This window comes from Streptomyces sp. NPDC053367 (assembly GCF_044545925.1).
Classification (GTDB): domain Bacteria; phylum Actinomycetota; class Actinomycetes; order Streptomycetales; family Streptomycetaceae; genus Streptomyces.
Genome location: NZ_JBITYN010000001.1, coordinates 56800 through 79910 on the forward strand (window position 1 = coordinate 56800; position 23111 = coordinate 79910).

At 74.0% G+C, this 23111-nt stretch carries 19 protein-coding genes; 13 read left to right on the forward strand and 6 right to left on the reverse strand.

The features are described 5' to 3' along the window. Positions 1-59 precede the first annotated feature (59 nt). The 7 genes from ACIGXJ_RS00305 to cobI are packed head-to-tail and all read left to right on the forward strand — an operon-like array spanning position 60 to position 10885. Positions 60-1004: a cobalamin biosynthesis protein gene (locus ACIGXJ_RS00305; protein ID WP_399639453.1), complete on the forward strand. Its 945-nt coding sequence runs from the start codon at positions 60-62 to the stop codon at positions 1002-1004. Continuing rightward, a complete protein-coding gene (locus ACIGXJ_RS00310) occupies positions 1001-2527 on the forward strand; it encodes a cobyric acid synthase (RefSeq protein WP_399639456.1) in 1527 nt (508 codons plus the stop codon). Before ACIGXJ_RS00305 ends, ACIGXJ_RS00310 begins: the two co-directional genes overlap by 4 nt. After that, positions 2524-6174 (forward strand): cobaltochelatase subunit CobN, encoded by a 3651-nt coding sequence (cobN, locus tag ACIGXJ_RS00315; RefSeq protein ID WP_399639459.1) that lies wholly within the window; start codon positions 2524-2526, stop codon positions 6172-6174. The genes ACIGXJ_RS00310 and cobN overlap by 4 nt, the downstream gene beginning before the upstream one ends. Then, positions 6171-8168 (forward strand): putative cobaltochelatase, encoded by a 1998-nt coding sequence (locus ACIGXJ_RS00320; RefSeq protein WP_399639462.1) that lies wholly within the window; start codon positions 6171-6173, stop codon positions 8166-8168. The genes cobN and ACIGXJ_RS00320 overlap by 4 nt, the downstream gene beginning before the upstream one ends. Next, positions 8168-8767: a cob(I)yrinic acid a,c-diamide adenosyltransferase gene (gene cobO / locus ACIGXJ_RS00325; RefSeq protein ID WP_399639465.1), complete on the forward strand. Its 600-nt coding sequence runs from the start codon at positions 8168-8170 to the stop codon at positions 8765-8767. Before ACIGXJ_RS00320 ends, cobO begins: the two co-directional genes overlap by 1 nt. Before the next feature lie 7 nt (positions 8768-8774). Then, on the forward strand, positions 8775-10157 hold the full coding sequence (locus ACIGXJ_RS00330; RefSeq protein ID WP_399639469.1) for a cobyrinate a,c-diamide synthase: 1383 nt from the start codon (positions 8775-8777) through the stop codon (positions 10155-10157). Beyond that, entirely contained in the window at positions 10154-10885 is a 732-nt protein-coding gene (gene cobI / locus ACIGXJ_RS00335) for a precorrin-2 C(20)-methyltransferase (protein WP_399639472.1), read from the forward strand. The genes ACIGXJ_RS00330 and cobI overlap by 4 nt, the downstream gene beginning before the upstream one ends. Before the next feature lie 11 nt (positions 10886-10896). Here cobI and ACIGXJ_RS00340 read toward each other — a convergent pair whose 3' ends face one another. Then, positions 10897-11628, reverse strand: a complete 732-nt coding sequence (locus tag ACIGXJ_RS00340) for a ZIP family metal transporter (RefSeq protein WP_399639474.1) — start codon at positions 11626-11628, stop codon at positions 10897-10899. An 88-nt stretch (positions 11629-11716) separates the two neighbouring features. Between ACIGXJ_RS00340 and cobM the strand changes: the two genes are divergently transcribed. From cobM to cobC, 6 genes are read left to right on the forward strand one after another with little or no spacing between them, the layout of a single operon-like run. Continuing rightward, the gene (gene cobM, locus ACIGXJ_RS00345; RefSeq protein ID WP_399639477.1) at positions 11717-12535 is read left to right on the forward strand and encodes a precorrin-4 C(11)-methyltransferase; all 819 of its coding nucleotides are present in this window, start codon (positions 11717-11719) and stop codon (positions 12533-12535) included. Continuing rightward, positions 12532-13752, forward strand: a complete 1221-nt coding sequence (cbiE, locus tag ACIGXJ_RS00350; protein ID WP_399639479.1) for a precorrin-6y C5,15-methyltransferase (decarboxylating) subunit CbiE — start codon at positions 12532-12534, stop codon at positions 13750-13752. Before cobM ends, cbiE begins: the two co-directional genes overlap by 4 nt. Then, on the forward strand, positions 13749-15476 hold the full coding sequence (gene cobJ, locus ACIGXJ_RS00355; protein WP_399639481.1) for a precorrin-3B C(17)-methyltransferase: 1728 nt from the start codon (positions 13749-13751) through the stop codon (positions 15474-15476). Before cbiE ends, cobJ begins: the two co-directional genes overlap by 4 nt. Then, positions 15473-16063: a precorrin-8X methylmutase gene (locus ACIGXJ_RS00360; RefSeq protein ID WP_399639484.1), complete on the forward strand. Its 591-nt coding sequence runs from the start codon at positions 15473-15475 to the stop codon at positions 16061-16063. The genes cobJ and ACIGXJ_RS00360 overlap by 4 nt, the downstream gene beginning before the upstream one ends. Continuing rightward, entirely contained in the window at positions 16060-16980 is a 921-nt protein-coding gene (locus ACIGXJ_RS00365; protein ID WP_399639487.1) for a sirohydrochlorin chelatase, read from the forward strand. Before ACIGXJ_RS00360 ends, ACIGXJ_RS00365 begins: the two co-directional genes overlap by 4 nt. Then, positions 16970-18028: an Rv2231c family pyridoxal phosphate-dependent protein CobC gene (gene cobC / locus ACIGXJ_RS00370; RefSeq protein WP_399639490.1), complete on the forward strand. Its 1059-nt coding sequence runs from the start codon at positions 16970-16972 to the stop codon at positions 18026-18028. The genes ACIGXJ_RS00365 and cobC overlap by 11 nt, the downstream gene beginning before the upstream one ends. Positions 18029-18186: 158 nt before the next feature. Here cobC and ACIGXJ_RS00375 read toward each other — a convergent pair whose 3' ends face one another. The 5 genes from ACIGXJ_RS00375 to ACIGXJ_RS00395 form a co-directional block, all read right to left on the reverse strand. Beyond that, positions 18187-19071 (reverse strand): SCO1860 family LAETG-anchored protein, encoded by an 885-nt coding sequence (locus tag ACIGXJ_RS00375; RefSeq protein ID WP_399639493.1) that lies wholly within the window; start codon positions 19069-19071, stop codon positions 18187-18189. 311 nt (positions 19072-19382) lie between these two features. Next, positions 19383-20474 (reverse strand): amidohydrolase family protein, encoded by a 1092-nt coding sequence (locus ACIGXJ_RS00380; RefSeq protein WP_399639496.1) that lies wholly within the window; start codon positions 20472-20474, stop codon positions 19383-19385. 87 nt (positions 20475-20561) lie between these two features. Next, on the reverse strand, positions 20562-21353 hold the full coding sequence (locus ACIGXJ_RS00385) for an amino acid ABC transporter ATP-binding protein (protein WP_399639500.1): 792 nt from the start codon (positions 21351-21353) through the stop codon (positions 20562-20564). After that, positions 21350-22183 carry an amino acid ABC transporter permease gene (locus ACIGXJ_RS00390; RefSeq protein ID WP_399639504.1) on the reverse strand — a complete coding sequence of 278 codons (834 nt, stop codon included), beginning with the start codon at positions 22181-22183 and terminating at the stop codon, positions 21350-21352. Before ACIGXJ_RS00390 ends, ACIGXJ_RS00385 begins: the two co-directional genes overlap by 4 nt. After that, complete coding sequence (locus ACIGXJ_RS00395) at positions 22183-23028, reverse strand: transporter substrate-binding domain-containing protein (protein WP_399639507.1); 846 nt, start codon at positions 23026-23028, stop codon at positions 22183-22185. Before ACIGXJ_RS00395 ends, ACIGXJ_RS00390 begins: the two co-directional genes overlap by 1 nt. Between the last annotated feature and the right edge of the window lie 83 nt (positions 23029-23111).

Consider the following 23111-nt stretch of genomic DNA (forward strand, 5'->3'; position numbering starts at 1 on the left):
GGCTGCCGAACACGGTTCACCACCCCTGCCCTGCCCGCCTGCACGGCCGGCTGAGCCCCATGCGTGCCGATCGCGTGTTCGCGTACGGCGCCGCCGCCGGCCTCCTCGGTGACCTCCTGCTCGGTGATCCGCGCCGCGGGCACCCGGTCGCCGCGTTCGGCCGCGCCGCCGGCGCCGTCGAACGCAAGCTGTGGCGCGACCACCGCGGCCTGGGTGCCCTGCACACGGCCGTGTGCGTGGGCGGCACGGTCGCCCTGGGCGCCGCGGCCACCCGTGCCGTACGCCGCTCCCCGGCCGCATCCGTCGCGCTGACCGCCGCCGCCACCTGGGCCGTCGTCGGCGGGACTTCGCTGGCGCGCGAGGCCCGGGCCATCGGCCGGGCGCTTCAGGCCGGTGACGTGGAGGCCGCCCGGGCCCGGCTGCCGCACCTGTGCGGACGTGACCCGCAGGCCCTGGACGCCGACGGGATCGCCCGGGCCGTCGTGGAGTCGGTCGCCGAGAACACCTCCGACGCGGTCGTCGGCGCCCTGGTGTGGGGTGCCGTCGGCGGGGTGCCAGGGCTGCTCGGGTTCCGGGCCGTGAACACCCTCGACGCGATGGTGGGGCACAAGTCGCCCCGCTACCGCCGCTTCGGATGGGCCTCGGCCCGCCTCGACGACCTCGCCGGCTGGCCGGGCGCCCGGCTGACCGCCGTACTCGCCGCGGCCGCAGGACCCGACCCGCGCGGCGCCGTGCGCGCCTGGCGGGCCGACGCGGCGCAGCACCCGAGCCCCAACGCCGGTCCCGTGGAGGCCTCCTTCGCGGGCGCCCTCGGGGTGCGGCTCGGCGGCACGCTGTCCTACGGCGGCCGGGTCGAGCACCGGCCCGTACTGAACGGGGCGACGGGCCGCGCCGTCGCCGTCACCGACATCGACCGGGCGGTACGGCTCTCGCGCCGGGTCGGCTGGCTCGCGCTCGGCGTGGGAGTCGCCGGGCGCCTGGTCGCGAAGGGGCGGAAGAGATGAGCGGGGGGAAGAACACGGGCGGGGGTCTCCTCGTCGCCGGCACCACCTCCGACGCGGGCAAGAGCGTCGTCACGGCCGGTATCTGCCGGTGGCTGGTGCGGCAGGGGGTCAAGGTCGCGCCCTTCAAGGCGCAGAACATGTCCCTGAACTCGTTCGTGACGCGCGAGGGCGCCGAGATCGGGCGGGCGCAGGCCATGCAGGCGCAGGCCTGCCGCGTCGAGCCGACCGCGCTGATGAACCCCGTGCTGCTCAAGCCCGGTGGCGAGCAGAGCAGCCAGGTCGTGCTGCTCGGCAAGCCGGTCGGCGAGCTGAGCGCGCGGGGCTACCACGGCGGGCGGCAGCAGCAGTTGCTCGGCACCGTGCTGGACTGTCTGGCCGAGTTGCGGGGCACGTATGACGCGGTGATCTGCGAGGGGGCGGGCAGTCCGGCCGAGATCAACCTCAGACGGACCGACATCGTGAACATGGGGATCGCCCGCAACGCCGGGCTCCCCGTCCTCGTCGTCGGCGACATCGACCGCGGGGGCGTCTTCGCGTCCTTCTTCGGGACGGTGGCGCTGCTCTCGCGCGAGGACCAGGAGCTGGTCGCCGGGTTCCTCGTGAACAAGTTCCGCGGGGACGTCTCGCTGCTGGAGCCGGGGCTGGACATGCTCCAGGACCTCACCGGGCGGCGCACGTACGGTGTGCTGCCCTTCCGGCACGGTCTCGGCATCGACGAGGAGGACGGGCTGCGGGTGTCGCTGCGGGGCACCGTCCGCGAGTCGAACGTGGCGCCGCCCGTCGGCGAGGACGTGCTGCGCGTCGCCGTGTGCGCGGTCCCGCTGATGTCCAACTTCACGGACGTCGACGCCCTCGCCGCCGAACCGGGCGTGGTCGTGCGGTTCGTGGACCGGCCGGAGGAACTGGCCGACGCGGACCTCGTGGTGGTGCCGGGCACCCGGGGGACCGTGCGGGCGCTGGAGTGGCTGCGCGAGCGGGGCCTCGCTGACGCCCTCGTGCGCCGGGCGGCCGAGGGGCGGCCGGTCCTCGGCGTCTGCGGCGGGTTCCAGATCCTCGGCGAGCACATCGAGGACGAGGTCGAGAGCCGCCGCGGCCAGGTGGACGGGCTCGGCATCCTGCCCGTGCGGGTGCGGTTCGCCCGCGAGAAGACCCTCACCCGGCCGGCCGGCGAGGCACTCGGCGAACCCGTCGAGGGGTACGAGATCCACCACGGCGTGGCCACCGTCCTGTCGGGCGAGCCCTTCCTCGACGGCTGCCGGGTCGGCCAGACCTGGGGCACCCACTGGCACGGCTCGCTGGAGTCGGACGGCTTCCGGCGCGCCTTCCTGCGCGAGGTGGCCGCCGCCGCGGGCCGCCGCTTCGTGCCGGCGCCCGACACGTCCTTCGCCGCGCTGCGCGAGGAGCAGCTCGACCGGCTCGGCGACCTGATCGAACAGCACGCGGACACGGACGCGCTGTGGCGGCTCATCGAGTCCGGCGCGCCGCAAGGACTGCCTTTCATTCCACCGGGAGCGCCCGCATGAGCACAGTGTTGTTGTTGTCGACCGCCGACACGGACCTGCTGGCGGCCCGCGCCTCGGGTGCGCCGTACCGGATCGGCAATCCGACCCGGGTCGACGTCGCCGCCGAACTGCCCGCGCTGCTCCAGGGCGCGGACATCGCCGTGGTACGGCTCCTCGGCGGCAAGCGCGCCTGGGAGGACGGGCTCGCCGCGCTGAAGGCGTCCGGCGTCCCGACCGTGCTGCTGGGCGGCGAGGCCGTACCGGACGCGGAGCTGATGGCCGAGTCCAGTGTGCCCGCGGGCGTGGTGGCGGAGGCGCTGAAGTACCTGGTGGAGGGCGGACCGGAGAACCTGGTCGAGCTCTCCCGCTTCCTGTCCGACACCGTGCTGCTGACCGGCGAGGGCTTCGCCGCGCCGCGGAAGACGCCGGAGTACGGCGTCCACGGCGAGCGTGCCTTCCAGGAGGGCCGCCCGACCGTCGGCGTGCTCTTCTACCGGGCCCACGAGCTCAGCGGCAACACCGCCTTCGTGGACACCCTGTGCGAGGCGATCGAGGCGCGGGGCGCCAACGCCCTGCCGGTGTACTGCGGTTCGCTGCGCGGCGCGGACGCCGGGCTGTACGAGCTCCTCGCCGAGGCCGACGCGCTGGTGGCGACCGTCCTCGCGGCGGGCGGCACGCACGCCTCGCACGCCTCGGCGGGCGGCGACGAGGAGGCGTGGGACATCGGGGCCCTCGCCGACCTGAACGTGCCGGTGCTGCAGGGCCTGTGCCTGACCTCCTCGCGAGCGGCGTGGGACGAGTCGGACGCCGCGCTGTCCCCCATGGACGCGGCGATGCAGGTGGCGATCCCGGAGTTCGACGGACGGCTGATCACGGTGCCGTTCTCCTTCAAGGAGCAGGGCCCGGACGACGTGCCGGTGTACCGGGCCGACCCGGAGCGGGCCGCGCGGGTGGCCGGGATCGCCGTACGCCACGCGCAGTTGAGGCACAAGCCGAACGCCGAGAAGAGGCTGGCCCTGGTCTTCACCGCGTACCCGACCAAGCACTCGCGGGTCGGCAACGCGGTGGGACTGGACACGCCCGCGTCGGCGGTGCGGGTGCTGGACGCCCTCAAGGAGGCCGGATACAGCCTGACCGAGTACCCGTCGGGCGGTGACGAGCTGATCCACCGGCTCATCGAGGCCGGCGGCCACGACGTCGAATGGCTCACCGAGGAGCAGCTGGCCTCCGCGCCCGCGCGTGTGCCGCTCGCCGACTACCGGGCGTGGTTCGACAAGCTCGACCCGGAGCTGCGGGACGCCATGCTGGGGGCGTGGGGCGAGCCGCCGGGCTCGCTGTACGTCGACGGCGACGACATCGTGCTGGCATCCCTGCAGTTCGGGAACGTCGTCGTGATGATCCAGCCGCCGCGCGGCTTCGGGGAGAACCCGATCGCGATCTACCACGACCCCGACATGCCGCCGTCGCACCACTACATGGCGGCCTACCGGTGGCTGGAGAACTCGTTCGGCGCCGACGCGATCGTCCACATGGGCAAGCACGGCACGATGGAGTGGCTCCCGGGCAAGGGCCTCGGGCTGAGCGGCGGTTGCGCCCCGGACGCGGTCCTCGGCGACCTGCCGCTGATCTACCCGTTCATCGTCAACGACCCCGGCGAGGGCACCCAGGCCAAGCGGCGCGGCCACGCCACGGTCGTCGACCATCTGGTCCCGCCGATGGCGCGCGCCGACACCTATGGCGACCTGGCCAAGCTGGAACAGCTGCTCGACGAGTACGCGCTGGTCAGCGATCTGGACCCGGCGAAGGCGCCGGCCGTGCGGGCGCAGATCTGGACGCTCGTCAAGGCGGCCGAGCTGCACCACGACCTGCATGTGGACGAGCAGCCGGACGACGACGCGTTCGACGAGTTCGTCATGCACATCGACGGCTATCTGTGCGAGATCAAGGACGTGCAGATCCGCGACGGCCTGCACATCCTGGGCGGTGGCCCGGTCGGTGAGCCGCGCGTGAACCTGGTGCTGGCCGTGCTGCGCGCCGCGCAGGTGTGGGGCGGACAGGCGAACGCGCTGCCGGGGCTGCGGGCGTGCCTGGCCGCGCATTTCGGCCTGGTGGAGAAGGAGTTGCTGGCCGAGCCGGGCGCCGCGGTGAAGGTGCCGGTGGAGCTGACGGACCTGGTGGAGGGCCCGGCGCGTACCGCCGCCGACGCGATCGACCTGCTGGAGCAGCTGTGCCGGCGGATCGCGGAGGGCATGGAGGCCCGGGACTGGGGCGTGGCGTCGGTGCCCGCGCTCGTGCGGGAGGTCGTCGGCGTCGAACTCCCGGACGCCGTGGCGGTGCTGGAGTTCGCCTGCGACGAGGTCGTGCCGCGCCTCGCCCGCACGACGGACGAGATCGGGCACATCCTCAGGGCTCTCGACGGCGGTTACGTCCCGGCCGGCCCGTCCGGTTCCCCGACGCGCGGCCTGGTCAACGTGCTGCCGACGGGCCGGAACTTCTACTCCGTCGACCCCAAGGCGATCCCCTCCCGGCTGAGCTGGGAGGTCGGCCAGTCGCTCGCCGACTCGCTGGTGCAGCGGTACCTCCAGGACACCGGCGACTACCCGAAGTCGGTGGGCCTGACGGTGTGGGGCACCTCCGCGATGCGCACCCAGGGCGACGACATCGCCGAGATCCTGGCGCTGCTGGGCTGCCGCCCGGTGTGGGACGAGGCCTCGCGGAGGGTGACCGGCTTCGAGGTGATCCCCCTCGCCGAGCTGGGCCGGCCGCGCATCGACGTCACCGTCCGCATCTCCGGCTTCTTCCGGGACGCGTTCCCGCACGTGGTCGGGCTGATCGACGACGCCGTCCGCGAGGTCGCCGAGCTGGACGAGCCGGCCGAGCAGAACTATGTCAGGGCCCACGCCGACGAGGACACCGCCGAGCACGGCGACCGGCGCCGCGCGACGGCCCGTATCTTCGGCTCCAAGCCGGGCGCGTACGGGGCCGGCCTGCTGCCGCTGATCGACGCCCGCAACTGGCGCTCGGACGCCGACCTCGCCGAGGTGTACGCGGTGTGGGGCGGCTACGCCTACGGGCGCGGGCTCGACGGGCGGGCGGCGCGCGGGGACATGGAGACGGCGTTCAGGCGGATCGCGGTGGCCGCGAAGAACGTCGACACGCGCGAGCACGACCTGGTCGACGCCGACGACTACTTCCAGTACCACGGCGGCATGGTCGCCATGGTCCGCCACCTCACGGGCGCCAACCCCGAGGCGTACGTGGGTGATTCGGCGACGCCCGACCAGGTGAAGACCCGGACGCTGGGCGAGGAGACGCACCGTGTGTTCCGCGCCCGCGTGGTCAACCCGCGCTGGATGGCGGCCATGCGGAGGCACGGCTACAAGGGCGCCTTCGAGATGGCGGCGACCGTCGACTACCTGTTCGGCTACGACGCCACGGCGGGCGTGGTCGACGACTGGATGTACGAGAAGCTCAGCGCCGAGTACGTCTTCGACCCGGAGAACCGGGACTTCATGAAGCAGTCCAACCCGTGGGCGCTGCGCGGCATCACCGAGCGGCTCCTGGAGGCCGCCGAGCGCGGCCTGTGGGCGGAGCCGGACGCGGACACGCTGGAGCGGCTGCGGGCCACCTATCTGGAGCTCGAAGGCGACCTGGAGGGCGACCAGTGACGACTCCCTTTCCTTTCACGGCCGTTGTCGGCCAGGACGATCTGCGGCTCGCGCTGCTGCTGAACGCCGTGTCCCCGGCGGTCGGCGGGGTGCTGGTGCGCGGCGAGAAGGGCACCGCCAAGTCGACGGCCGTGCGGGCGCTCTCGGCACTGCTGCCGCAGGTGCCGGTCGTCGCCGGGTGCCGGTTCTCGTGCGACCCCGCGCGCCCCGACCCGGCGTGCCCGGACGGGCCGCACGAACCGGGCGGCGGCACCGAGCGGCCCGCGCGGATGGTCGAGCTGCCCGTGGGCGCCTCCGAGGACCGGCTGGTCGGCGCGCTGGACATCGAGCGGGCGCTCGCGGAGGGCGTGAAGGCCTTCGAGCCGGGTCTGCTGGCGGACGCGCACCGCGGGATCCTCTACGTCGACGAGGTCAACCTGCTGCACGACCATCTGGTCGACCTGCTGCTGGACGCGGCGGCGATGGGTGCCTCGTACGTGGAGCGCGAGGGCGTGTCCGTGCGGCACGCGGCGCGCTTCCTGCTGGTCGGCACCATGAACCCCGAGGAGGGCGAGCTGCGGCCGCAGCTGCTCGACCGGTTCGGCCTGACGGTCGAGGTGGCCGCCTCGCGGGAGCCCGACCAGCGGGTGGAGGTCGTACGGCGTCGGCTGGCGTACGACGACGACCCGGCCGGCTTCGCCGCGCGCTGGGCCGACGAGGAGGCCGCCGTACGGCAGCGGATCGTGGCGGCGCGGGAGCTGCTGTCGCAGGTGCGGCTGGGCGACGGGGCGCTGCGGCAGATCGCGGCGACCTGTGCGGCCTTCGAGGTGGACGGCATGCGGGCCGACATCGTGATGGCGCGTACCGCCACGGCGCTGGCCGCCTGGGCGGGGCGGACCGAGGTGCTGGCCGAGGACGTACGGCAGGCGGCGCTGCTCGCGCTGCCGCACCGGCGCAGGCGCAATCCCTTCGACGCGCCGGGGCTCGACGAGGACAAGCTGGACCGGACGCTGGAGGAGTTCTCCGGGGACTCCCCCGAGGACGACCCGGACCCCGACGGGCCGGGCGGCGGTCCCGGCGGGGGCGGCGGGCAGCCGGACGACGGGCCCGCGCAGGGCGGCGACACGGGCGCGCGGCCCGAGGAGGGTGAGGGCACCGAGACCCCCGCGGGCGGCGGTGAGCAGTCCCCCGCACGGGCCGCCGAGCCGTTCCGGACCAAGGTGCTCAGCGTGCCGGGGATCGGTGAGGGTGACGCCGGGCGGCGTTCGCGGGCGCGGACCGCGCACGGGCGGACGACCGGGGCGCGGCGGCCGCAGGGCGCGCTGACCAAGCTGCATCTGGCGGCGACCGTGCAGGCGGCGGCCCCGCACCAGCGGGCGCGCGGCCGGTCCGGTCCGGGCCTTGTGGTGCGGCGGGACGATCTGCGGCAGGCGGTCCGGGAGGGGCGCGAGGGCAACCTCGTGCTGTTCGTGGTGGACGCCTCCGGGTCGATGGCGGCGCGGCAGCGGATGAGCGCCGTGAAGGGTGCCGTGCTGTCGCTGCTGCTCGACGCCTATCAGCGGCGGGACAAGGTGGGCCTGGTGACGTTCCGGGGCGCGGGGGCCGAGGTCGCCCTGCCGCCGACGTCCTCCGTCGACGCGGCGGCCGCGCGGCTGGAGTCGCTGCCGACCGGTGGGCGTACGCCGCTGGCGGCCGGGCTGCTCAAGGCGCACGAGGTGCTGCGGGTGGAGCGGCTGCGGGACGCGGCGCGGCGGCCCCTGGTCGTCGTGGTGACCGACGGGCGGGCGACCGGAGGGCCCGAGCCGCTGGTGCTGGCCTCCCGGGCGGCCGGCCTGTTCGCGGCCGAGCAGGTCGCCTCGGTGGTCGTGGACTGCGAGTCGGGGCCGGTGCGGCTGGGGCTCGCCGGGAAGCTCGCCGGTGAGCTGGGTGGGACCGCGGTGGCGCTGGACGAGCTGCGGGCGGACAGCATCGCCGGACTGGTGAAGGACGTGACGTCGACGAGGAGGGCCGCGTAATGCCGCAGGGACAGCCGAGTGTGGTGCCGGACGACGGACTGACGACACGGCAGCGGCGCAACCGTCCGCTGGTCGTGGTGCACACGGGCATCGGCAAGGGCAAGTCGACGGCCGCGTTCGGGCTGGCGCTGCGGGCCTGGAACCAGGGCTGGCCGATCGGGGTGTTCCAGTTCGTCAAGTCGGCGAAGTGGAAGGTCGGCGAGGAGAACGCGCTGCGCGTCCTCGGCGCCTCCGGCGAGGGCGGCACCGTCGACTGGCACAAGATGGGCGAGGGCTGGTCGTGGGTCCAGCGGGACTCCCAGATGGACAACGAGGAGAAAGCCCGCGAGGGCTGGGAGCAGGTCAAGCGGGACCTGGCGGCCGAGACGTACAGGCTGTACGTGCTCGACGAGTTCGCGTACCCGATGCACTGGGGGTGGGTCGACACCGACGAGGTCGTCGACGTGCTGCGCGACCGGCCCGGGACTCAGCATGTGGTGATCACCGGGCGCAACGCGCCCGCGAAGCTGGTGGAGTTCGCGGACCTGGTCACCGACATGTCCAAGGTCAAGCACCCGATGGACGCCGGCCAGAAGGGCCAGCGGGGCATCGAGTGGTGACGCCGTGATGTCCCCGTCCCCGTCGTCGCCGTCTCCGCCGTCGCCGTCGGCCGTGCCCCGGCTGGTCGTCGCCGCGCCGTCGTCCGGCAGCGGCAAGACCACCGTCGCCACGGGGCTGATGGCCGCGCTCGCCGCGCGGGGGCTCTCCGTGTCCCCGCACAAGGTGGGTCCCGACTACATCGACCCGGGGTACCACGCGCTCGCCACCGGGCGCGCGGGGCGCAACCTCGACGCGTACCTGTGCGGGCCGGAGCTGGTCGCCCCGCTGTTCCTGCACGGGGCGCGCGGGTGTGACATCGCGGTCGTCGAGGGCGTGATGGGGCTGTACGACGGGGCGGCCGGGGAGGGCGAACTGGCTTCCACGGCCCATGTCGCCAAGCTGCTGCGGGCGCCGGTCGTGCTCGTCGTGGACGCGTCGTCGCAGTCGCGGTCCGTGGCGGCGCTGGTGCACGGGTTCGCCTCCTGGGATCCGGAGGTCCGGGTCGCGGGGGTGATCCTGAACAAGGTCGGGTCAAACCGGCACGAGGAACTGCTGCGGGAGGCGCTGGACTCCTCCGGGGTGCCGGTGTTCGGCGTCCTGCGGCGCGTTCCGCAGGTGGACACGCCGTCGCGGCATCTGGGTCTGGTGCCGGTCGCCGAGCGGCGTGCCCAGGCGGTGGAGGCCGTCGACGCCATGGCCGCGCAGGTCGCGGCCGGGTGCGATCTGGACGCGCTGGTGGCGCTGGCGCGGGGGGCCGGTGCACTGGCGGACACGGCATGGGAGGCGCCCGTCCACGCGGTTGGGGAGCGTCCGGTGGTCGCGGTCGCCGGCGGGCCCGCCTTCACCTTCTCCTACGCCGAGCACTCCGAGCTGCTGACCGCCGCGGGGGCGGAGGTCGTCACCTTCGACCCGCTCCGTGACGAGCGACTCCCCGAGGGCACGCGGGGGTTGGTCATCGGCGGCGGGTTCCCCGAGGTGTACGCCGCGGAGCTGTCGGCCAACGAGCCGTTGCGCAGGGCGGTCGCCGGACTGGCGCTGAGCGGGGCGCCCGTGGCGGCCGAGTGCGCCGGGCTGCTGTACCTGTGCCGGGAGCTGGACGGGCAGCCGATGTGCGGGGTGCTGGACGCGACCGCGCGGATGAGCGAGCGGCTCACGCTCGGCTACCGGAACGCGGTCGCGGTGTCGGACAGCGTGCTCGCGCCCGCCGGGACCCGGATGCGGGGCCACGAGTTCCATCGCACGGTCGTCGAGCCGGGCGCGGGGGCGGCTGCGGCGTGGGGGGTGCGCGCCCCTCACAAGCGCGTCGAAGGTTTCGTTCAACAAGGTGTGCACGCGAGTTATCTGCACACGCACTGGGCCGCCGAGCCCGGTGTGGCCCGTCGGTTCGTGGAGAGGTGCCGGACGTCATGAGCAGCAGGCTGATCGGAGTCGGGGTGGGCCCGGGCGACCCGGAGCTGGTGACCGTCAAGGGGGTCAACGCGCTGCGGGCCGCCGATGTCGTGGTGGTGCCCGTGATGGACACGGGTGAGCGCGGGCGGGCCGAGGCGACGGTGCTGCACTACGTCCCCGGGGACAAGGTCGTGCGGGTCGTGTTCGCGCTGAACGAGCGCACCGACCGGGGACGCCGGGAGGCCGCCTGGGACGCGGCGGGCGGCAGGGTCGCGGAGTTGCTGCGGGAGCGCGGCACGGTCGCGTTCGCCACCATCGGCGACCCGAACGTGTACTCGACGTTCACCTACCTCGCGCAGACCATCGGCGGCCTCGTGCCCGGCGTGCGGGTCGAGACCGTGCCGGGCATCACCGCCATGCAGGACCTCGCGTCCCGCTCGGGCGCCGTGCTGACGGAGGGCACCGAGCCGCTGACGCTGGTGCCGGTGACCGCCGGGGCGGCCGTGCTGAAGGAGGCGCTGGCCGGGCCCGGCACGGTCGTGGCGTACAAGTTCGGGCGGCTGGCCGGCGAGGTCGCCGAGGCGCTGCGGGAGAGCGGGCGGATCGAGGACGCCGTGTGGGGTGCCTCGCTCGGGCTGCCCGAGGAGACGATCCGGCCTGCCGCGGGACTCGGTGAGGAGCCGCTGCCCTATCTGTCGACGCTGATCGCGCCCGCGCGGCGCGGCGGCGGACGGGGCGGCAAGCTGTGACGTGCCCCGGGTCAGTCGGCCAGCCCGACCACCAGCCAGATGAACGCCGCGCCCGCGACCGTGCACAGCAGGGTCGGGCGGGCCGGGTGCGTGTGGTGGGCCTCGGGCAGGATCTCGGCCGCGGCGAGGTAGAGCAGGGCGCCGCCGAAGAAGCCGAGATAGCCGCCCAGCAGGGGCTCCGGGATGCTGACGAACGCCGCGGCGGCGGCGCCCGCGACCGGTGCGGCCGCGTCGGCGACCAGCATGGCGATCGCGCGGCGGCGGGCGTTGCCGTAGAGGGTCGTCAGGGTGAAGGTGTTGAAGCCGTCGGCGAAGTCGTGGGCGATGACGGCCACCGCGACGGCCGCCCCCATGCCGCCGCCGACCTGGAAGGCGGCGCCGATCGCCACGCCGTCCATCGCGCTGTGCAGCACCATCGCGGCGGCGGCCGTCAGCCCCACCTCGGGGGCGCGGTGCCCGTGCTCGTCGGCGGCGCCGTGAGCCGCGCGACGGCCCGCCAGCAGACGTTCCACCGTATGGGCGAACAGGAAGCCGGCCACGAACAGCAGCAGGGCCGCCGGTACGCCGAACACCTCGTCGCCCGCGGCCTGCAGTGCCTCCGGCAGCAGGTCGAGGCCCACGACGCCCAGCATCAGGCCGCCGGCCAGGCCCAGCACGAGGTGGCGGCGGTCGGTGACACGGCCGGCCGTCCAGCCGCCGGCCAGCGTCATCAGGAACGCGCCGAGCGCGACAAGGACCGCCATGGCCCCTTGGTAGCCGATTCCGCGGCGTCCCCGCACATCCGCGACGAGCAACCGCAGTAACCGAAGAAGTAGGAGAGGACCGATTCCCATGGCCGATGCCCCCACCGGCAAGGTGACCTTCGTCGGTGCCGGCCCCGGCGCCGCCGATCTGCTGACGTTCCGGGCCGCGCGCGCGATCGCCGAGGCCGACGTCGTGATCTGGGCGGCGAGCCTGGTGCAGGCGGAGGTCCTCGACCACGCGCGCGAGGGCGCCGAGATCCTGGACTCCGCGCAGATGTCACTGGAGGACGTGGTCGCCGTGTACCGGCGTGCCGCGCGGGAGGGCCTGAAGGTGGCCCGTATCCACTCCGGCGACCCCGCCCTGTGGGGCGGCACGCAGGAGCAGCTGGACCGGTGTGCCGAGATCGGCATCGCGACCGAGGTCGTGCCGGGCGTGTCGTCCTTCTCGGCGGTCGCCGCGCTGGCGCAGCGCGAGCTGACCATCCCGGAGGTGGCGCAGTCGGTGGTGCTGACCCGGCTGGGCGGCGGCAAGACGCCGATGCCGCCCGGCGAGGAGGTCCGCGAGTTCGCCAAGCACGGCACCACCATGGCGATCTTCCTGTCGGCGGCCCGCAGCGGCCAGCTGGTGCGGGAACTGCTGGAGGGCGGCTACCCGACGGCCACGCCGGTCGTCATCGCGTACCAGGCGACCTGGCCGGAGGAACTGGTCGTGAAGTGCACGATCGGCACGCTGGAGGAGACGGTCAAGGAGCACAAGCTCTGGAAGCACACCCTGTTCCTGGTGGGCCCGGCGCTCGACGCGCACGGCACGCGCTCGCACCTGTACCACCCGGGCCACTTCCACGGCTACCGCAAGGCCGACCCCCAGGCCCGCAGGGCCCTGCGCGAGCGGGGTGCCTCCACGTGATCACGGTCGTCGGGCAGCCGGTCCCGGTGGACGTCCTCGCCGGGGCGGAGCTCGTCGTGGGCGGACGGCGGCACCTGGAGGCCACGCCGCTGCCCGAGGCGGCCGAGCGGATCGTCCTCGGTCCGCTGGCGCCGGCCCTCGACAGGGTCGCGGTGTACGTCGAGAAGGAACGGCCCGTCGTCGTGCTGGCCTCGGGCGACCCGGGGTTCTTCGGCATCGTGCGGGCGCTGGCCGAGCGGTTCGGGCCCGAGCGGCTGGACGTACGGCCCGGCGTGTCCTCGGTGGCGACCGCGTTCGCGCGGGCCGGGCTGCCGTGGGAGGACGCCGTGGTGGTCAGCGCGCACGGGCGTGATCCGCGGACCGCGGTCAACATGTGCCGGGCGTACCCGAAGGTCGCCGTCCTCACCGGGCCGGGCGCCGGGCCGGCCGAACTCGGGGCGGCGCTGCGGGCGTACGACCGTGTCCTGGTGGTCGCCGCCGCGCTGGGCACCGGCGGGGAGCGCGTCGAGCGGGTCACGCCCGCCGAGGCCGCCGCGCGCGACTGGGGCACGGCGGTCAGTGTCGTGCTGTGCCTGGACGAGAGGCGGGCGCTCGGTGGTGTACGCGCTCACGCGGGACTGCCGGTGCCGCCCGCCGGGTGGGCGCTGGCGGAGAACGCCTTCGCCCACCGCGACTCGATGATCACCAAGTTCGAGGTGCGGGCGCTGGCCCTGGCCAGGCTCGGGCCGCGCCCGGGTGACCTGGTGTGGGACGTCGGCGCGGGCTCGGGCTCGGTGGCCGTGGAGTGCGCTCGGCTGGGTGCGGCGGTGACGGCCGTGGAGAAGACCGCGGACGGTGTGGGGCGGGTGCGCGCCAACGCGGCCACGCACGGCGTGGACGTGCACGTGGTGCACGGGGAGGCGCCGGCCGTCCTGGACGGACTCGACGACCCGGACGCCGTGTTCGTGGGCGGCGGCGGGCGTGAGCTGCCCGCCGTGGTCACCGCGTGCGCGCGGCGGGCGCGGCGGTCGGTGGTGGTCGCCATGGCCGCGATCGACCGGGTACCGGCGGCCCGGGCGGCGCTCGCCGACGCCGGGTTCGCCTGCGACGGCGTGCTGCTGCAGTCGTCGCGGCTGGCGCCGCTGCCGGGTGAGGTGACCCGGCTCGCGGCGGCCAATCCCGTTTTCCTGCTGTGGGGCGTGCGGCCCCCGGCCCTCAGTGAAGGAGTACGTCAGTGATCGGCCTCATTTCCGCCACCGCGGCGGGGGCGGCGGCACGCGACCGGCTGGCCGCGGCGTGGCCGGAGCGGACGCGGGTGTACGACGGTCCCGTCGGCGACGCCGTACGGCGGGCGTTCGCCGAGTGCGAGCAGCTGGTGTGCTTCCTGGCCACGGGCGCGGTCGTACGGCTCGTCGCGCCGCTGCTGGGCGACAAGGCGGACGACCCGGGTGTGGTGTGCGTCGACGAGGGCGGCCGGTACGCGGTCTCGCTGCTCGGCGGGCACGGCGGCGGCGCCAACGAACTCGCCCGCGAGGTGGGCGCGTTGCTCGCGGCCGAGCCGGTGGTGACGACGGCGACGGACGCGGTCGGCATCCCGGGCCTGGACACGCTCGGGCTGCCGTACGAGGGCGATGTCGCCGGCGTGACGCGGGCGCTGCTGGACGGTGAGCCGGTCGCGCTGGAGTCGGAGGTGGTGTGGCCGCTGCCGCCGCTGCCGTTCGCCGCCGGGGGCGACCGCCGGGTGCGGGTGACCGACCGGGCGGGCGAACCGGCCGCCGGGGAGGTGTGGCTGCGCCCGCCGACGCTGGTCGTCGGGGTCGGCGCCTCCAAGGGGGTGCCGGTCGAGGAGGTCCTCGGACTGATCTCCCGGGTGTGCGAGGACGCCGGTCTGTCTCCTCGGAGCATCGCCGAACTCGCCACCGTGGACGCCAAGGCGGAGGAGCACGGCATCGTCGAGGCCGCCGCGCGGCTCGGGGTGCCGGTGGTGACGTACCCCGCCGGGGAACTGGCGGCGGTCGAGGTGCCGAACCCGTCCGACGCGCCGCTCGCCGCCGTGGGCACGCCGTCGGTGGCGGAGGCCGCCGCGCTCGCCGGCGGGGGCGAACTCCTCGTCCCCAAGCGCAGGTCGGAGCGCGCTGACGGCCTGCCCGCGATGGCGACCTGTGCCGTCGTACGGCGTCCAGGGCGCGGGCGGCTCGCGGTGGTCGGGCTCGGGCCCGGAGCGCGGGACCTGCTCACCGAGCGGGCGAAGGCGGAGCTGCGGCGGGCGTCCGTGCTGGTCGGGCTCGACCAGTACGTCGACCAGATCCGCGACCTGCTGCGGCCGGGCACCCGGATCCTGGAGTCCGGCCTCGGCGCCGAGGAGGAACGGGCGCGCACGGCGGTCGCCGAGGCCCGCGAGGGGCAGGCGGTCGCGCTGATCGGCAGCGGTGACGCGGGCGTGTACGCCATGGCGTCCCCGGCGCTCGCGGAGGCCTCCGACGACATCGACGTGGTCGGCGTGCCGGGCGTGACGGCCGCGCTGGCGGCCGGGGCGATCCTGGGCGCACCGCTGGGACACGACCATGTGTCGATCAGCCTGTCCGACCTGCACACGCCGTGGGAGGTCATCGAGCGGCGGGTGCGGGCGGCGGCCGAGGCGGACATCGTCGTCACCTTCTACAACCCCCGCTCGCGGGGCCGTGACTGGCAGCTGCCGAAGGCGCTGGGCATCCTCGCCGAGCACCGCGCGCCCGGCACGCCGGTCGGTGTGGTGCGCAACGCCTCGCGCGCGGACGAGTCCAGCCGTCTGACGACGCTCGGTGAACTCGACCCGGCCTGGGTCGACATGATGACGGTCGTGACGGTCGGCAACACCGCGACCCGGAACATCGCGGGACGCATGGTGACACCGCGCGGCTACCGCTGGCAGGAGTCGGAGCTGTCCCGGCAGGCCGCACCGTCCGAGGAGGGCGCCCGGTGAACCGTGTCGTGCATCCCATCGAGGAGGAGTCCTACCGCCGGCTGCGTGCCCGCCTGGACACCTCGCACTTCCCGCCGCTGACCCGGGCGGTGGTGGAGCGGGTCATCCACTCCGCCGCCGACCTGGACTACGCGAGCGACCTCGTCATGGACGAGGGCGACCTGGTCGGGGCGCACGCCGCGCTGCACGCCGGGGCGCCCGTCGTCGTGGACGTCGAGATGGTCGGCGCGGGCATCACCCGCCGGGATACCGTCTGCCGGCTCAAGGACGCCGTGGCCGGGCCGGGGCTGACCCGCTCGGCGCACGGCATCCGGCTCGCCTACGAGCAGGTCGGCCCCGGCGCCCTCTGGGTGATCGGCAACGCGCCGACCGCGCTGGAGGAGCTGCTGACCCTGGACGCCGCCCCGGCGCTCGTCATCGGCCTGCCCGTCGGTTTCGTCGGCGCGGTCGAGTCCAAGGCCGCGTTGCGGGAGAGCGGGCTGCCCGCCGTGAGCAACGTGTCCGAGAAGGGCGGCTCGGCGGTCGCTTCCGCCGCGCTCAACGCCCTGCTGTACCACCCCGTTCCGCAGTCGAAGGAGACCCTGTGACCACCCCGCCGCCCGCCCTGCTGATCGCCGGCCACGGCACCCGGGACGACGCCGGAGCGGAGGCCTTCCGCGACTTCGTACGGGAACTGGGCCGCCGCCACCCCGAACTGCCCGTCGCGGGCGGCTTCATCGAGCTGTCCCCGCCGCCGCTGGGCGAGGCCGTCACCGAGCTGGTCGAGCAGGGCGTACGGCGGTTCGCGGCCGTGCCGCTGATGCTGGTGTCCGCCGGGCACGCCAAGGGTGACATCCCGGCGGCGCTGGCCCGCGAGAAGGAGCGGCACCCCGGTATCTCGTACTCCTACGGCCGCCCCCTCGGGCCGCACCCGTCGCTGCTGAGCGTGCTGGAGCGGCGGCTGGAGGAGGTGCTCGGCGACTGGGAGCGGAGCGAGGTGACCGTCCTGCTGGTCGGGCGCGGCTCGACCGACCCGGACGCCAACGCCGAGGTGCACAAGGCGGCGCGGCTGCTGTGGGAGGGGCGCGGGTACGCGGGCGTGGAGACGGCGTTCGTGTCGCTCGCCGCGCCGGACGTGCCGAGCGGGCTCGACCGCTGCGAGCGGCTCGGCGCGCGGCGGATCGTCGTCCTGCCGTACTTCCTGTTCACCGGCATCCTGCCGGACCGGGTGCGGGAGCAGACGCGGGAGTGGGCGGCTGCGCATCCGGAGCTCGAGGTGCGGTCGGCCGACGTCATCGGTCCCGAGCCGGAGCTGCTGGACCTGGTGATGGAGCGCTACCAGGAGGCGGTGAAGGGCGATCTGCGGATGAACTGCGACTCGTGCGTGTACCGGATCGCGCTGCCGGGCTTCGAGGACAAGGTGGGGCTGCCGCAGCAGCCGCACTTCCACCCCGACGACGACGGCCACCACCACGGGCACGGCCACGGGCACCACCATCACGGTGGACACGCGCATGCGCACTGAGGAGGGTGCCGGGCACGATCTGCGGCACCACGGGGACGCGGAGGTCCGCGACGACGGTTCGGGCCTGGTGGACCTGGCCGTGAACGTCCGCGCGGACACTCCGCCCGCCTGGCTGCGGGAGGTGATCGCCGGGTCGCTGGCCGGCCTGGCTGCCTACCCGGACGGGCGGGCGGCCCGGGCGGCCGTGGCGGCGCGGCACGGGGTCGGGCCCGAGCGGGTGCTGCTGACGGCCGGGGCGGCGGAGGCGTTCGTGCTGCTCGCGCGGGCGCTGAAGGTGCGGCGACCGGTCGTGGTGCACCCGCAGTTCACCGAGCCGGAGGCCGCGCTGCGGGACGCCGGGCACAGTGTGGACCGGGTGCTGCTGCGGGAGGCCGACGGGTTCCGTCTCGACCCGGCCCTGGTGCCGGAGAGCGCGGACCTGGTGGTGATCGGCAACCCGACGAACCCGACCTCGGTGCTGCACCCCGCCGACGCCCTGGTACGGCTGGCCCGGCCGGGGCGGACGCTGGTGGCCGACGAGGCGTTCATGGACGCGGTGCCGGGTGAGCGGGAGGCGCTGGCCGGGCGGACCGACGTGCCCGGGCTGGTCGTACTGCGCAGCCTGACCAAGACCTGGGGTCTCGCCGGGCTGCGCATCGGGTACGTGCTGGCCGCGCCGGAGGTGATCGCCGAGCTGGAACGGGCGCAGCCCCTGTGGCCGGTGTCCTCCCCCGCGCTGGCCGCCGCCGAGGCGTGCGTCGGCCCGCAGGCCCTGGCGGAGGCGGCCCACGCGGCGCATCGCGTCGCGGCGGACCGGGCCCATCTGCTGGCGGGGCTGGAGTCCTTCGCGGCGGCGGGAGTGCGTGTGGCGGGGCCCCCGGAAGGCCCCTTCGTGCTGGTCCGCGTCCCCGGCGCGGCGCGCGTACGAGTCCGGCTGCGCGAGCTGGGATACGCGGTGCGGCGCGGGGACACGTTCCCGGGCCTGGACAGGGACTGGCTGCGCATCGCTGTGCGCGACAGGGCCACGATGTCGGGCTTCCTCGACGCGCTACGGGCTGCCTTGAGCTGAGCCCCGAGGGGCTCCGCTCACGACGGGACAGCCGCCGACGGCGAGCAACCGGAGAAGGAGATCCGAGCCCTTCGGCCGGCTTCGACGGGCGGTGCGCGGGTGGGAGAACGTCCGCGTCCGCGAAGCGGCGAAACGGCGGGAAAGCCGAAAGACCCCCCTCAGCCCCTTCTGCGGCGCGTCAGCGTCACCACTCCCCCGCCCACCACGCAGAGCGCGACCGCGCCGGCCGCCACGTACGGCGTCACCGCGCTGCCTCCCGTCTCCGCGAGCCCCGGCTCCTCGTGCCCGCCCTGGGGCTCGACGGGCGGCGCGGAAGCAGGGCTCGGCGGTGTCTCGCAGGTGGCCTTCGCGAGGGTCAGGGTGCCCTCGACCTCGGCCACGTTGAGCTTCAACGGGTTGATGGAGACGGCCAGTTCGAGGGCGGTGGCGGCTGCCGTGCGGGACGTCGTCTCACGCTGGGAGAGGTTCAGGGTCACCTCGCCGACGCCCGGCACGCTCACCTCGGTCGGGCCGCCCGCGGTGAGGGTGACGCGTTTGCCGAGGACGGTCACCGTGCCGAGGACGTTCGACGTGGCGACGGGGGCCTTCCCGGTCTCGCAGACCGCGCTGGAGGTGACCTCCTCGACCTCGATCAGGGACAGCAGGGGCAGCCCGGGGACATGGAGCCGGGCGTGGGCGAGGCGGGTGCGGCCCTCGGACCTGTCCGCCGTGACGGTTGCCTTCGCCTCGGCGACCTCCGCGCTCAGGACGTCGACGGGCTTTCCGCCCTCGACGCCGTCCAGCTCGACCGTGAGGGTGGACTTCTCGGCGCTCCGCGGTGCCTGGACCTCGTTCAGGGAGACCGCGAGCGGGACGTTCACGGTCTTGTCGAGCAGGGCGACGTCCAGCCCGGTGCGCAGGACGACGGCGCTCGCGCGACCCTGGTCGGGGGTCGCGTGGGCCGGGCCCGCACCGGCCAGGGCCGCGGGACCTGCGGCCAGGGCCGTGGCCGCCGCGGCGGCGGCGAATCTGCGTGCGGGCATACGGGTGTTCGTGCCGTTCACTGTGTGGGACCCCCAGAGGAGACGTGCTGTGGGACTCCGCAAGAATTACGCACGAAGAGTGAACGGGCGGCGATCCAGAGCTACTTCACCCCATCGTGGGGTTTCCGGCCGTGTATTCGATTCGCCCGGTACGGGTGTTCCCGGCCGTCACCCTCTGGCGCCCGGGAGGCGAACGCCCAGGCCGGCGGGGCAGCGCACACGCCGGAGCGCGAGAGGAGTGCCCGACGACCGGCCCGGCCACCGGTGACGCCGCGTGAGCTCAGTGCACCTGTGTCGGTTCAGGACACCGGCATCGATTCAGGACACCGGCGTCAGCTCACCACACGCCCGTTCAGCACCACCCGCGCGGGCGCCGCGAGCACCCGGACGTCCTGCCGCGGGTCCGTCTCGTAGACGACGAGGTCGGCCGGGGCGCCCTCGTCCAGTCCTGGCCGCCCGAGCCAGCTGCGGGCCGCCCAGGTCGTCGCGGCGAGGGCGTCGAGCACGGGGATGCCGGCCGTCACCAGCTCGGCGACCTCCTCGGCGACGAGGCCGTGCGGGAGGGAGCCGCCCGCGTCGGTGCCGACGTAGACCGGGATGCCGGCGTCGTGGGCGGCGCGGACGGTGTCGTAGCGGCGTTCGTGGAGCCGGCGCATATGGGCCGACCAGCGGGGGAACTTGCTCTCGCCGCCGGCCGCGAGCTGCGGGAAGGTCGCGATGTTGACGAGGGTCGGCACGATCGCGACACCGCGCTCGGCGAACAACGGGATCAGGTCCTCGGTGAGGCCGGTGGCGTGCTCGACGCAGTCGATGCCCGCCTCGACCAGGTCGGGCAGGGACTCGGTGGCGAAGCAGTGGGCCGTGACCCGGGCGCCGAGACGGTGGGCCTCGGCGATGGCGGCCTCGACCGCCTCGCGCGGCCAGCACGCCGACAGGTCGCCGAGGTCCCGGTCGATCCAGTCGCCGACCAGTTTGACCCAGCCGTCGCCGCGCCGGGCCTCCTGGGCGACGTACGCGACGAGGTCGGCGGGCTCGATCTCATGGGCGTAGCCGCGGAGGTAGCGGCGGGTGCGGGCGATGTGCCGGCCGGCCCGGATGATCTTGGGGAGGTCCTCGCGGGCGTCGGTCCAGCGGGTGTCGGAGGGCGAGCCCGCGTCGCGGATCAGCAGGGTGCCGGCCCCGCGGTCGGTGAGGGCCTGCTTCTCGGCCTCCTCCTCGGGGACCACTCCGTGCGGGCCGAGGCCCACGTGGCAGTGCGCGTCGACCAGGCCGGGCAGCACCCAGCCCTCGACCGCGCGCACCTCACGGGCCCCGGCGGGACGGTCGTAGGAGATCCGCCCGTCCACGACCCACAGCTCGTCCCGGACGTCCTCGGGGCCGACCAGGATCCGGCCCTTCACGTGCAGCACCGCGCGTTCGCTCATGGACGGCACCTTAGTCAGGTGCTTCCGCGCGGCGGGAGCCGCCCACCTCGCGAGAGGGGGCGGCTCCCGGAGGGGAATGCCGGCGGGTCAGCCGGACGTGCCCACCTGGCCGCCAGTCTCCTCCTCCACCTGGGCCATCGCCGGGTCCAGGAGGCGGGAGAGGAAGTGGCGGGTGCGCTCGTGGCGGGGGCGGGTGATGACCTCCTCGGGGGCGCCGTCCTCGACGATCACCCCGCCGTCCATGAAGACGACCCGGTCGGCGACCTCGCGGGCGAAGGTCATCTCGTGGGTGACGACCATCATGGTCATGCCCTCCTGGGCCAGCATGCGCATGACCGCGAGCACGTCTCCGACCAGCTCCGGGTCGAGGGCCGAGGTCGGCTCGTCGAAGAGCATCACCTCGGGGCCCATGGCCAGCGCACGGGCGATGGCGACGCGCTGCTGCTGGCCGCCGGAGAGGGAGGACGGGTAGGCGTCGGCCTTCTCGGCGAGGCCGACCCGCTCCAGGTTCTCCGCGGCGACCTCGGCGGCCTCCGCCTTGCCGCGCCCGAGGACCCGGCGCTGGGGCAGCGTGAGGTTCTCGGTCACCGTCAGGTGCGGGAAGAGGTTGAACTGCTGGAACACCATGCCGATGCGGCGGCGTACGGCGTCGATGTCGACGTCCGGGTCGGTGACCTCGGTGCCGCCGACGAAGACCTGGCCCCTGGTGGGCTCCTCCAGGAGGTTCACGCAGCGCAGGAGGGTCGACTTGCCGGAGCCGGAGGGGCCGATGACGCAGACGACCTCGCCCTGGCCGATCTCCAGGTCGATGCCGCGCAGCACCTGGTTGTCCCCGAAGGACTTGTGCAGGTCCTTGACCTGGATCTCCGGTCGGCTCATTTCACGGCCTCCTGGGCCTTGGCCTCCATGCGGCGCACGACGAAGCCGAGCGGAATCGTCACCAGCAGGTAGCACAGGCCGGCGACGAGGATCGGCGTGGAGTTGGCGGTGGTGCTGGCCAGGTCGCGGCCGAACTTGGACAGTTCGCGTTCCTCCAGGGTGACACCGAGGAGCAGCACGAGCGAGGAGTCCTTGAAGAGGATGACGAACTCGTTGGTCATCGGCGGGAGGATGATCCGGAACGCCTGCGGGATGATGATCGAGACCATCGCGCGCGCGGGCGAGAAGCCGAGCGAACGGGCCGCCTCCATCTGCCCCTTGGGCACCGCCTGGATGCCGGCCCGGAAGGTCTCCGCCAGGTAGGCGGCGCCGACCAGCCCGAGCGCGAGGGCCGCCTTGCCGTACGTCCCGCCGACGATCTCGGTGCCGGGGAAGGCCAGCGGGACCGCCACTCCGATGAAGATGAAGATCAGCAGGGCGGGCAGGCCGCGGAAGATCTCGATGTAGACACCGGCCACCCAGCGGTACGGCCCGACGGACGACAGGCGCATCAGCGCGAGCACCAGCCCGAGCACCAGGGCCAGGACGAACCCGGACACGGTGTAGAGCACGGTGTTCTTCAGCGCCAGGGTGATGACGTCCGGGAACATCTCCCGGGCGATGTCCTTCTGCGCGAACTGGTTCTGCAGCCGGTCCCAGTCGGCCCCGACCGCGAGGGCGACCAGGGCCGCGACGAACACGACGTACTGCACACCGCGCGACAGGCGGCGCTTCTGCCGCCGGGTCAGGCCCTTCTTCTTCGGCTGGAGTTCTGTGTCTGCAGCGGTCATCAGGAGGCGGCCGGGGAGGCGGCGGTCTCGTCGTAGGGGCCGATCCACTGCTCGTAGATCTTCTTGTACGTGCCGTCGGACTTGGCCTCGGCGAGGGCCTTGTCGATGGCGGCGAGCAGCTTGGTGTTGCCCTTCTTCACCGTGAAGCCGTACTGCTCACCGGTGTTGATCTGCTCGGCGACCTCGAAGGCGTCGGCGTTGGCCTTGTCCTTCAGCCAGCCCTGGACGACCGGGTAGTCGATGACGACGGCCTCGACCTGGCCGGTGCGCAGGCCGTTGATGACGGCGTCGGAGGACTCGAAGGAGACCGGGTCCAGGCCCTTGCTCTTGGCGTAATCCTCGCCGGTGGTCTGCGCCTGGGCGCCGACCTTGCGGCCCTTGAGGTCCGCGAAGGACTTGATGCCGCTCTTCTTGTCGACCAGGACGGCCTGGGTGGCGTCGAAGTAGGGGTCGGAGAAGTCGACGTTCTTCTTGCGCTCCTCGGTGATGGTCATGCCGGCCGCGGCCAGGTCGCACTCACCGGAGTTGAGGAAGGCGCCGGTCTTGAAGTTCTCGAACGGCGTGTCGAGGATCTGCTGCTTCACCCCGAGGTCCTCGGCGACGAGGTCGATCAGGGAGACGTCGAAGCCCTGCACCTTGCCGTCGATCTCCGACTGGAAGGGCGGGTAGGGCAGGTGGGTGCAGGTGGTGAGCTGTCCGGCCTTGACCAGCTCGACACCGCCGGCGGCGGTCTTCTTGCCGCTGTCGCCGTCGTCGGAGGAGGTGCAGCCGGCCACGAGGACCAGCCCGGCCGTCGCGGTGATGGCGGCCAGGGTTCGGGCCCGGCGGCCGAGGACGGTGTTCACGGGTGGACCTCCTGGTAGGGAACTGTGCGTTCCGATTATAAGGAGATGTTTGGGGGTCTCAAATCAATCCGATGGTGCGACGG